The sequence below is a fragment of the Pseudoalteromonas sp. S16_S37 genome, assembly GCF_014694405.1.
In the GTDB taxonomy this organism is placed as follows: domain Bacteria; phylum Pseudomonadota; class Gammaproteobacteria; order Enterobacterales; family Alteromonadaceae; genus Pseudoalteromonas.
On the sequence record NZ_JAAUWV010000090.1, the window covers coordinates 1 to 10,282 of the forward strand.

Sequence of the window (10,282 nt, forward strand, 5' to 3'; positions counted from 1 at the left end):
TACGAAAATTGCGTCTAAGTTATTCATGCCCTTGTCCTTGGTAATCTTATGTTTCTTGGTCGAAAGATCTGATCACCACAAGGGCTTTTAGTTCATTTTCTTATGCGCAGCTCAGGTTATTTAGCCATTTGATTTTATTGTTTTGTCAGTGATATGAGAGAATAAATGTGCTTCTCCATAAGGCTGTGAATATAAAACCTGTTGGCTAACGCAGCTAAATTAGCGTTTATCAAATTTATCGTTTAGCCGTTATTAACCCCCCTTTCGTGGCAATACTATAGCACTGACGCGTATTACCTTTTTGATACTCAGAGGCTATATCATAGATATCCAGCGCTCTGTGATAGAGCGCAACTTCTGCAATCTGTCCTTTGAATAATCCAGTCAAATATGATGAGCGACTGCCTATTCTCAGAGGCATGTTATTAGCTAAAGACCCAGACCTAAGTGTAGGGTCATGGCTACAAGTTTGCCGCCCATCAACAAAAAACCGGATCCCTGACGAGTCATCTCGGTCAATAGATACTGCTATATGGTGCCAATTGCCATCAGCGATAAAAGCCTGCGTAATATAGTTTGTACATGATGCGCCTGGCTGCCCACAGTACCAACTACCCTGACCATCAGCCAGTTGAAAGCCAAGACGGCCTTCATCAACAAATAATACGTATCCTTGTACATGTGACAATTGGTTTTCATAACGCTTATCAACTATTACCCGCTGCTCTAATGCTGTGGTTTTTATCCATGCGGTAATGGAAAAATCTTCAGTCGAAATATCTAACTCGTCTGTGTCTGCAATTTCAATATAATCATCATAACCATCAAAACAAAACGCTTGTGATTCATCCGCAGCGGCAATACGGATGACATCTTCTTTATGCATAGTTAATTCAGAGATAGAGTGTTTACTTAAAACCTCCTTTTCATAAGGAAGTGAATTACCCACAAGCAGCAGCAAAACAACAGTGTATACAACAGGGTTTTTAAGATAAGTAACCAAAGGCAGCTTACTGTGTAATTGCCAGGTGAGTTTTGCATCAATGTAATACCCTTTACCACGCGCATTTTTGATACTCTCACCAGCCCCTTCTTGTCCTAACGCGAGCCTAAGTATTCTGATGCGCTGCTTAACGTTTTCTTCCCCGGTGATCACATTGCCCCAAACTAAAGTTTGCAATTGTGCACACGACAAAGGGTTCGGCGCATTATTTAATAGCGTGACCAATAACTGATATGACAACTCACTCAATTGAATGTCTTTTTGTTTGTTGTATACTTTTTTTCTTGAAAAGCAAATGGTTAAATCGTTGAGCTTGACTGATGAATATTGCTCACTTAGCGGTTTTGAGGATTGTCCTTGCGCTTGCTTGAGTGCCATATAGGTCCGTTAATATATTCCAGGTTGTATCTAAATTAGTACATAATCGTTATACACCGAAAACAAACTAGAAATCCAATTCTTTATACAAAAACTTTACAAACATATGTATTGTAAATAACTATTGAATTTTAATACTTAGCTATGGTGGGTACATTTGAGAAATGCTATCTAAAGTAATAATTAGAGCATATTTACTATTTTAATGTTGGCAAACACGCTGTGATCGGTTGGAAAGTAATCACAGCGCTTATAATACTATCTATGACCTTCAATGTTATCGACTAATACCGAGAAGTTATCCTCACTCACTCTTAGTAAGTACTCTCGGCCCGCATGACTATAGTAACAACCATGTCCTCGCACAAACTTACCCACTACCGTATGTGAACCATGCATACCTTTACAAATGTACACGTCAAACCCTTCATTACCACCAATAACAGCATTGCTACGGATCTGATCTGGCAACACCCCTTTTTTAAATGGGCCTTGTAAACGATTGCCCCACACAAGTCCGTCAAACTTCGTCAATAAGCTATTAAAGACTGGTGAACCGTACTCTTTGCCCCTTAAGGCAACATAACACATGCCATTTACATGCTTACCCGGTAGGTTCATGTGCTGACAAACATATACAGGCGAGGTGCTATCATGATAGCCGGCACCTACCTTACTACCGTCTTTTATTTCTGCTTGAATGTTCAGCTTCCACCCTGTGTCATAGAGCCAATTATGTGGATTTGAATACGCTGCGGCTTTAACGCACGCTATGGTTGTTGCCAATACGAATATATGTACTAATAGATTTTTTCTCATGGTTCTCTCGCGGATAGTCTGTTGATGTTGTTGTGCTCGCATACGCTTGCTTTTGCATGGTACGAAATCACTTGAGATATATTCCTAAATTAGCAACATTCGCAACAAGGAAAACTAAGTGAAAGAGGGTGAAAAAAAGAAAAAATACAGTTAACAATTTGATAATAAGAAATATATTTTATTTCAGCTTGGCTAATTAGCCATTTAACTAACCGACTACACTATCGCTTTTTTAATAATAACGCTCGGCTTTAAGCGCATGAGATACAGGCTAAGGTAACGGAACATTGCTGCTTCACCAGGTTAATATAGCCCCAATCACACCTTCATGATAAGAGCTGTATTTGCTTTTAAACCGCCACACTTGCCATTCACTTTACCCGGTAACGACAAATTTCCCGATGCAACATCCATCACATTCATAACGCAAAGTTGATTCGGAATATGAACTGCAACCTGTTCTGGTTGAACTGCTCAATATTTGTCACTGTGCGATCTGTTTTTTGATAGTCCAATGGCAGTTACAGAATACCTTAGCTTATCCAAATGTACTGTTTTTCAAACACTTAAGGTATTAGAAACAAAGGAACAACCTTAAACGTCTTATCAGGTCGAATTGTTCTGCCGGGAACATGATTAAAAATGACCGTCAAAGCCCCAATAATTAAGAGCGTACGCTCGCCGCGTTTTGATTAATAAGATGCTGCTTGCTGCGTATAGCTTCACGTAAAAAAGCAATTAGCTTTTTTACGTTGGGAAGCGCCTGTTTGCTTGGGTGTGTTAACACCCATAAGCTGGCATAAGAGGTAATACTTGGAGCAAACTCAACTAAGTCTTCAAAGTGCTGTGCTATGTAGTGTGCACCTCTGATCATGCCCAGCCCTTGCGCGCAAGCTTGATGACGCAAAACCAAATCTTCTATGGTCAGCTTAATAGGTGAGTCAGGAAATGGGCTATCGTTTAACCACAGGGGTCGCAGGCAACTATTTATCGATATCCAACTGACATCCTGTTCGCCACGTTGTGCAAAATAGTCCCTATGAGCAAAAAAACCTAAGGAGATAGGACACAATCTGTGTCCAACTAAATAATCATCAAGTTGCTCTGCTGCGCGTACAACCACATCAGCTTCGGACTTATCTAAGTCACTGAGTGCATATGTGGTGTTAATGTTTAACTGTACTTGTGGGTTTTGCTGCTGAAACTCTGCTAGAACATCCATTAGTACAAACTGTAAAATAGCGGGCGGTAATGAGAGGGTTATTTGCTGTTTAAGTTGTTTAATGCTGTCATCAATAGCAACTTGGTGCTCATTAAAGCTTACTTGCATTGCTTGAGCCGCATCAATCAACCTTAATCCCACCTCACTAAACACTAGGTTGTTTTGTATAAGCGTACATACATCAACGCCATAACGTTGGTTAAGGTTGGCTAGTCTACGCGACACCGTACCGTGATTTACAGCCAGTAATTTAGCAGCACCGCGCAGAGTCTTAGCCTGTTTTAATGCCAGTAATAATTGAAAGTCGTCCCAGTTTTGCATGCAAACAGTATTAAGCGTTTAGGTCTGTTTAAGTTAATGTGTTTTTTGCGTCATGTATAGCGAATGCCGTTATTTTCCATTGCCCATCAACCAAATAGACGTAATAACTCGCCCCAACTTTGTTATGCAACTTCCCCTCTTTGGTATAGCGCTCGGCAACATTCCGGCGTTGGGTCTGGGGTGCTGCCATTATCTGTGGTTGGCGGAGTTGTTGATTGAATTGACTCACCTGAACCACCGCAGCCAGTTAACCAGCCAATCATCAACGCAGCTAAGGTTAATCTTGAACAATTGCGCAGAATACGTTTCATCATACTAAAGCCTCTGTTACCTTAAAATAGGTTAATTTTAAGCCTAAGCATCAATTGTGGATGAAATATGCACATTGAGCAAAAAATCGAGTAAACCACTGTTTTAGGTAAAATTTATATAAAGAACTTGGCATTTTCTTTGTTATCAAACACACTAATGAGCGTTGATTATAATTTGCGCTTATGCAATAAAAAGGAAAACCATGAATTTACGGATAAGTGTGCCAGCCATTGCACTTTGCTTATTAACAAGTGCCTGCTCTGTAACTCACACCAAGCAATGTCCGGTGGGTGAACAAAAGTTATCTCAGGAGTCTTTGTATTTTGGTACAAAAATGCCAAGTGGCTTTGTCACCGAGCAGCAGTGGGCATCATTTTTGACTACATCAGTTACACCAAAATTTCCACAAGGCTTAACCGTTGTAAACGCATCAGGTCAATGGCAAGGAAATAACGGCAAAATTATAAAAGAGCAAAGTTATGTGCTGACCTTAGTCCATGACAACAGCCAAGAAAAGATCCGCGCCATCTCAGAGATCACCGAATTGTACAAAGTACAATTTCAGCAAGAAGCCGTTTTGCGAGTGCAAAACGATGTCTGTGTGTCGTTTTAAACTGAAAGTAGGCACTATATTATGAAATACCAAGGAAGTTGCCATTGCGGTCAAATTCGTTTTGAAGTAGAAGCGCCTGATACTATTGACGTAGAGCGCTGTAACTGCTCCATCTGTAAAAAATCGGGATACCTCCATCTTATTGTTCCAAATACTCAGTTCAAACTACTCAGCTCAGATGAGAAACTAAAAAGCTATTCGTTTAACACCCATGTTGCGCGGCATTATTTCTGTAACACATGTGGTATAAAACCATTTTATTTGCCTCGCTCGAACCCTGATGGCATAGACGTAAATGTAAACTGTATCGATACAGCCATTAAACATATCAACATCGTCGATTTTGATGGTCAAAACTGGGAGCAACATGCTCACAAACTGGCCCATAAAACTAAACTCGCTTAAAAGGATAAAATCATGCACAAAAGTCGTTTAGCAGCTCTCGTCATTGACAGTAAAGTAGATGATATTGAACAAGCAAATACATTTTGGGAGCAGGCGTTGGGCTATGCTCGCATCGATTGTGATGAAGAATGGTCATCTAGATACACGCAGTTAGACACACCGGATGATCAACCACAGATATTAATTCAAAAGACCGAACATGAAAGTCGAGTCCATTTAGATATCGAGACCGATGACATAGCAGCAGAAGTTGCTCGCTTAGAAGCCATTGGCGCTAAAGTGGTTAAGACCCTCGAACGTTGGGTGGTAATGCAAGCCCCGACTGGTCATAGGTTTTGTGTAGTCCATCCACAAAGAAGTGACTTTGACGAAGCTGACAATGTAAATGTGTGGGAATAACAAAATCTATCAAAATTAAGGCTCTGAGCTATCGTGTGCTAAGGCTATCCGTGACGAAATGCTTAAGTTGAGACAGTGTACGTATAACATAAAGCTGCTTAGTTGCTAAGTAGTCTGTCTCTAATTGATTTAAAAAATCATCGTTCCAAAACTTGGGGCAAAGTTTAAGTGTTCTATAACTTTGCATCGTACCTTTCAACACTGAGCTGCCCTGCGGCCAACCTGCTGGCTTTACAAATAACCCTTTTACACAACGTTTAGTAACGAACCAATAGCTAAGAGGGTAAGATAAGTCGATATAGACCAAGGTGTCAGCTGCATCTAGCCGCTGCTTAAAAGAGCTCAAGGGCCCTAACCCATCGATAATCCAACTATCCTTTGCAAGGATACGCTGATGTTCATTATCGAATACTTCCCGCGCGACTTGTTCGCCATTTTTATGATACTGCGTTAAGTCTAACTGGTGTAACTCAATCCCTGTCACCCGCGATAGCTTTTTGCTTAAAGTAGACTTACCGCTCCCAGGTTTGCCAAATACCGCTATTTTTTTTCAATTGATAATCCTTTGTTTAAATACTTAACCGTTAATCGTGTAACATAGCCCAAATATCCTACATCTAATAATCTGAAAATCTGAAAATATGAATTACTTTTTACAATTTCTTCTGCTTACATCACTCGTGCTGAGCTGTAACGTCAAGGCCGAATTCACAGCGCCATCTTTGCTTGAAAACAATAACTCTAAACTACCATCGCGCGCTAAAAATGGCACACGCACCGAAGCGTGGGTAAGAGCAGATTTTGTAGTGAACGAAAGTGGAAAAGCTGAGCATATCTTATTAGAAATGTCCGATCCCAATTATTATCATGATGCAAAAGAATATTTGTCTCAATTACAGTACCAAAGTGCTACGTTCAACGGAAAACCGATGAAGTCGGCGGGCCAATTCACAATAAAATTTCATAAAATATTTTCTGGTGTAAGCAATGACGGTATCTCTTCAAGCTATGCCAAGTACTTCGATATTACAAAAGCGCAGGTTGTAAATTCAGATAAGCAGGCTTCACTGTCACTTGACAACCTCACGAACGAGCACACAAAAAACCTTACCGAACAAGCTTATTCAGCTTGGCTAAACAGTGTGTACTACGCCAGTGTGCAAGATTGGCAAAGTTATGATCTGTATGTGAAAGAATCTGCGCTACTATACGATTTACTGACACCTGATCTGGCATTAATGTCAATGCAGAATCTGATGAATTTATATGTATATCAACTGCACCTATCGGATGCCAGACAAACCCTCCTTGCAATGGCTAACATCAAATATAAAACACTGTCACAACAAACTGTTGACCAGTTTACAGCTCAATTGCATCAACTAATGAATGACAATCCAGTAATCAAAATCGAAGCGCAACTGAGCAAGCATAAAACTTGGCGTCATACTCTTAACCGCTCAACAATCAGCCTTTTACCCCAACAAGGCAAAGTTTCGGCTGCAGCTTTGTATTGCCAAAATGGCTATCACGCTTTCACATCACAATCGATTGAAGAATTTAGTGTTCCTGAAGCGTTTGGTGAGTGTCGTTTAGTCATACAAGGTGACGAAGCAACGAAGATTGTTTTTACTGAAAGCGGTGCATCACGCTTTGGGCTTAGCTTGTAAGCCAAAGCCTATCCAATTGGGTTAGCAAAAACCGCTATCGTTATTGGTTTCAACCCGTGGGGCGCAGTCCCCACTAGTTAACCTGAACTTAGCCATATTTAAAACCAGCACTCGCGCGCGAACTACTAGATTCCCTTGTGAAACTGTTGCTGTACTTGATTTAGTAAAGGAACAACTTTGTTCAGCGCCCTTTGCTCTACTAGAGCTTTGGCTCGCGCAAAATAACTATTAGCTTCAACCTGATTGCCTTGTGCCAAAGCAAGCTCTGTCAAGTCTAAGTATCCTTGCGCCTCCCCCATTGGACATTGCAACAACAGTTGGTATTCAAGCGCCGCGTTAAATCGCTCACGCGCTTTTGCAAATTGAGATTGACGCATATAAACAAAGCCCATTACCGATTGGGTATACGCATAATAAAGCCAGTCCTGTTGCTTTTTAGCTTGCTTTTGAGCTTTCTCAAGCGCAGTTATCGCATCATTAACTTGGCCAGTTGCGAGCAAAGCGTTTGCGTGAAAGTAATACAAGCGAGGCAAATACTCACTATGCGTGTCAGGTTTAATTACGCTGAGCGCATGTTTGCTCGAACTCAGTGCTTGCCTCGCATTACCAAGTTCCATGTTGATTTTTGAAGAAAAATAGAGCGCAACAATATTATCAGGTGCGTTTATCAACGCGCTATTGATAAACGTTAGCGCCGATTTTAGATCATCAAGCTCAAGAAAACGGATTGCTTTTGCAATTAAATCATTTTGCAACTGGGTATCGATTGCTAGATTTGATTGCAACGCATTTTGGTGCTTCATATGACTGAAAAGTCGTGAAAGTTTGGGCAAGGCATCAGATAAATTTTGAGCGTGTAAGGTTTTGGTCTGTCTGGCCGTTCGGGTGTAAAACGTATAGATAATATTAAGCTCGCCTGGTTGCCCTGTTATCGTGGTTTCTAATATGTACGAGGCGCCTGATTTAGCAAAAATGCTCTCAATTTTATTGCTTTGGCCTTTAGGCACCCGATTTAAAATATCAATAACGTCTTCAACGTGGAAAACGGTCACCTGCTGATGCCCTGACAACTGATTGATCAACCCCTCCATCGCGCCATAGCGAAGCCAACCAAGCCCATTACCAGAAGACTGAACCTCAAATGGCAATACTAATATTCCACTGTGTTTGGGTGACATAGACTGACTGGATGTGACACTCGCACTATCAGTTGTGGTTGATGTATCAAAATATCTAAAGTATAGAGTTGGCAGCAATATCAAAATACTCAGTGCAAAAACCGATATCTGATACACCTTTTTTGGCGTCATGTTTAGGTGGGGTGATAGTTTATCAACAAACTGTGTATTTGTTACATTCCATTGATACCCTCTTCGTGAGTAGGTTTTGATTATATCGCTATCACCAAGAGCCTTACGTATTTCATTGATTGATTGGAAAACAACCTGCTCTTCCACTACCGAATCCGACCAAACTGAGGATAGTATTTGCTCTTTCGAAAAAACGGTATCGGAGTTTTGGGCTAACAAAAGTAACAATTCAAACGTCTTAGGACGGAATGTATGTGATTTACCTGCCATCATTACTGAGCCTGTTTGTATGTATATCACACAAGTATTATTCGAAGCTGGCAAGGTTTCGTCCTCATTCATTACACTAAGCTTAAGCGATAGCGTTGTTACTCATGGTGTCAATTATACTGCTTTAACACCACAGACAGTATCTCTTTGTGCTATCCAAATATTTTTAGTGAATTGATTTATATACTTTTAAATTTCTATTAGAAAAGTTTAAGCAAACTTTAAACGTTCAATCATAGCGACAATCGAGCATCGCGCTGCAACATAGCTCTATTCTATTTAGTTGGAGCTAACACATGCGTTTAATAATATACCTTTATACCATCACGTTACTTGCGGTAAGTACGCAAACACAGAGCAAACCGTTAAACACAATCAATAATACAACCGAACAGCTGGGCTCTCTAAGCGATGTTGCTTTTGTCGGCGGACATATTCTTAACCCTTCACTTGATATACCGATTTCAAACGCCACGATACTTGTCAGTAATGGCAAGGTTGTTAATATTCAGCCTAGCACTGAGCAAATACCTAAACACATTAAGATTGTTGATATAAGTAACAAATGGGTCATACCCGGATTAATTGATGGCCATATCCACCTTGCTCAATCCGGAAGCGCTTTTACTCGCCCAGATACAATTGATGCCACGGCGATATTCCCTTATGAGCAGGACCAAAAAATACTTCTCGACAATACAGAGCATATTCTAAAACGTTATCTAGCCCTTGGGATCACCAGCGTATTTGACTTAGGCGGTCCATCTGAATATGTAAAACACTATAAAAAAAGCATCAATACCAAACACTTGCCTGATGTTTATGTTGCAGGTACGTTACTATCACCTATGAGCGTGCCTGCACTTAATGTTAACGGAGCCACCTTCACACAGGTTACTTCCGCAGATGCGGCTTTAGAGCAGGTAAAACAACTCATAGCACTAGATACACACATTATTAAAGTTGTCTGGTCTCAAGAAACCGGCTTGTCTACAGAGCAGTTATACAACTTGTACTTGCCGGCTATCAAACTTGCTCATCAACATAATAAAATCGTAGCCGTTCACGTGGAAGATCTTGCCAACGCTAAAATGGCGATTAAGGCTGGCGGAGACATTTTGGTGCATGGTGTGATCTCAGACAAAATTGATGATGAATTTATACAACTGGCCAAACTAAACAATGTTACCTATATGCCTACACTCTCAGCATATAACCATTACTTTCAACTGTTTAAAAATACTTTAGAATTTACGCCTTTTCAACACCAACATGGTGATAAAGCCACAATTGATAGCTTCAAGCGGCTCATGCTACAGAGTGACAAAACAGGCCAAATGTTCCAGTTACTTTTGCAGTATAGCTAAATAATCATAATGTGCGATAATACTCTAATGGCATATAGTTTAGATTTCAGGCGACGGGTGTTTGCCTATAAAGAAAAGCACCAACTTACTTTTGAGCAAACAAGTGAACACTTTGGTGTCAATATCGCTTCTTTATTCCGTTGGCAGAATAAGTTGGAGCCTTGCCTCAAACGAGATAAACCAGCAAGTAAAG

At 40.5% G+C, this 10,282-nt stretch carries 12 protein-coding genes; 6 read left to right on the forward strand and 6 right to left on the reverse strand.

The genetic code is table 11. The features are described from left to right. Window positions 1-235: 235 nt before the first annotated feature. From HC733_RS21070 to HC733_RS21085, 4 genes are all read right to left on the reverse strand, one after another. Complete coding sequence (locus tag HC733_RS21070) at window positions 236-1,381, reverse strand: LamG-like jellyroll fold domain-containing protein (RefSeq protein WP_190366949.1); 1,146 nt, start codon at window positions 1,379-1,381, stop codon at window positions 236-238. A gap of 258 nt (window positions 1,382-1,639) precedes the next feature. Next, window positions 1,640-2,242: a DM9 repeat-containing protein gene (locus tag HC733_RS21075; RefSeq protein ID WP_190366950.1), complete on the reverse strand. Its 603-nt coding sequence runs from the start codon at window positions 2,240-2,242 to the stop codon at window positions 1,640-1,642. Between the two features lie 622 nt (window positions 2,243-2,864). Continuing rightward, entirely contained in the window at window positions 2,865-3,743 is an 879-nt protein-coding gene (locus HC733_RS21080; protein WP_190366951.1) for a LysR family transcriptional regulator, read from the reverse strand. Between the two features lie 122 nt (window positions 3,744-3,865). Beyond that, window positions 3,866-4,057 carry a hypothetical protein gene (locus HC733_RS21085; RefSeq protein WP_190366952.1) on the reverse strand — a complete coding sequence of 64 codons (192 nt, stop codon included), beginning with the start codon at window positions 4,055-4,057 and terminating at the stop codon, window positions 3,866-3,868. Between the two features lie 200 nt (window positions 4,058-4,257). Between HC733_RS21085 and HC733_RS21090 the strand changes: the two genes are divergently transcribed. Genes HC733_RS21090 through HC733_RS21100 form a run of 3 tightly spaced genes read left to right on the forward strand, consistent with a single transcriptional unit; the run spans window position 4,258 to window position 5,472 of the window. Then, window positions 4,258-4,668: a DUF3574 domain-containing protein gene (locus HC733_RS21090; RefSeq protein WP_190366953.1), complete on the forward strand. Its 411-nt coding sequence runs from the start codon at window positions 4,258-4,260 to the stop codon at window positions 4,666-4,668. 21 nt (window positions 4,669-4,689) lie between these two features. Beyond that, on the forward strand, window positions 4,690-5,073 hold the full coding sequence (locus tag HC733_RS21095) for a GFA family protein (protein WP_190366954.1): 384 nt from the start codon (window positions 4,690-4,692) through the stop codon (window positions 5,071-5,073). Window positions 5,074-5,085: 12 nt separating this feature from the next. Continuing rightward, window positions 5,086-5,472, forward strand: coding sequence for a VOC family protein (locus HC733_RS21100; RefSeq protein ID WP_190366955.1), 387 nt, complete (start codon window positions 5,086-5,088; stop codon window positions 5,470-5,472). Window positions 5,473-5,500: 28 nt separating this feature from the next. Here HC733_RS21100 and HC733_RS21105 read toward each other — a convergent pair whose 3' ends face one another. Further along, window positions 5,501-5,956: an adenylate kinase gene (locus HC733_RS21105; RefSeq protein ID WP_238937651.1), complete on the reverse strand. Its 456-nt coding sequence runs from the start codon at window positions 5,954-5,956 to the stop codon at window positions 5,501-5,503. Window positions 5,957-6,113: 157 nt separating this feature from the next. On the opposite strand from HC733_RS21105, the gene HC733_RS21110 reads away from it, so the two are divergent. Continuing rightward, complete coding sequence (locus tag HC733_RS21110; RefSeq protein WP_190366956.1) at window positions 6,114-7,142, forward strand: hypothetical protein; 1,029 nt, start codon at window positions 6,114-6,116, stop codon at window positions 7,140-7,142. 125 nt (window positions 7,143-7,267) lie between these two features. Here the strand turns inward: HC733_RS21110 and HC733_RS21115 are convergent, their stop codons facing one another. Next, window positions 7,268-8,794: a winged helix-turn-helix domain-containing protein gene (locus tag HC733_RS21115; RefSeq protein WP_190366957.1), complete on the reverse strand. Its 1,527-nt coding sequence runs from the start codon at window positions 8,792-8,794 to the stop codon at window positions 7,268-7,270. 224 nt (window positions 8,795-9,018) lie between these two features. Here HC733_RS21115 and HC733_RS21120 point away from each other — a divergent pair, with 224 nt between their 5' ends. Together HC733_RS21120 and HC733_RS23675 are read left to right on the forward strand one after the other, a co-directional pair. Beyond that, on the forward strand, window positions 9,019-10,089 hold the full coding sequence (locus tag HC733_RS21120; RefSeq protein ID WP_190366958.1) for an amidohydrolase family protein: 1,071 nt from the start codon (window positions 9,019-9,021) through the stop codon (window positions 10,087-10,089). A 27-nt stretch (window positions 10,090-10,116) separates the two neighbouring features. Beyond that, the coding region (locus HC733_RS23675; protein ID WP_203219227.1) for an IS630 transposase-related protein at window positions 10,117-10,282 on the forward strand (166 nt) is incomplete at its 3' end.

Excerpts from the sequence above, each read along its gene's own strand:
- HC733_RS21085 (WP_190366952.1), bottom strand. The coding sequence starts at position 4,057 with ATGATGAAACGTATTCTGCGCAATTGTTCAAGATTAACCTTAGCTGCG.
- HC733_RS21070 (WP_190366949.1), bottom strand. The coding sequence starts at position 1,381 with ATGGCACTCAAGCAAGCGCAAGGACAATCCTCAAAACCGCTAAGTGAG.
- HC733_RS21115 (WP_190366957.1), bottom strand. The coding sequence starts at position 8,794 with ATGAATGAGGACGAAACCTTGCCAGCTTCGAATAATACTTGTGTGATA.
- HC733_RS21100 (WP_190366955.1), top strand. The coding sequence starts at position 5,086 with ATGCACAAAAGTCGTTTAGCAGCTCTCGTCATTGACAGTAAAGTAGAT.
- HC733_RS21080 (WP_190366951.1), bottom strand. The coding sequence starts at position 3,743 with ATGCAAAACTGGGACGACTTTCAATTATTACTGGCATTAAAACAGGCT.
- HC733_RS21120 (WP_190366958.1), top strand. The coding sequence starts at position 9,019 with ATGCGTTTAATAATATACCTTTATACCATCACGTTACTTGCGGTAAGT.
- HC733_RS21110 (WP_190366956.1), top strand. The coding sequence starts at position 6,114 with ATGAATTACTTTTTACAATTTCTTCTGCTTACATCACTCGTGCTGAGC.
- HC733_RS21095 (WP_190366954.1), top strand. The coding sequence starts at position 4,690 with ATGAAATACCAAGGAAGTTGCCATTGCGGTCAAATTCGTTTTGAAGTA.
- HC733_RS21075 (WP_190366950.1), bottom strand. The coding sequence starts at position 2,242 with ATGCGAGCACAACAACATCAACAGACTATCCGCGAGAGAACCATGAGA.
- HC733_RS21090 (WP_190366953.1), top strand. The coding sequence starts at position 4,258 with ATGAATTTACGGATAAGTGTGCCAGCCATTGCACTTTGCTTATTAACA.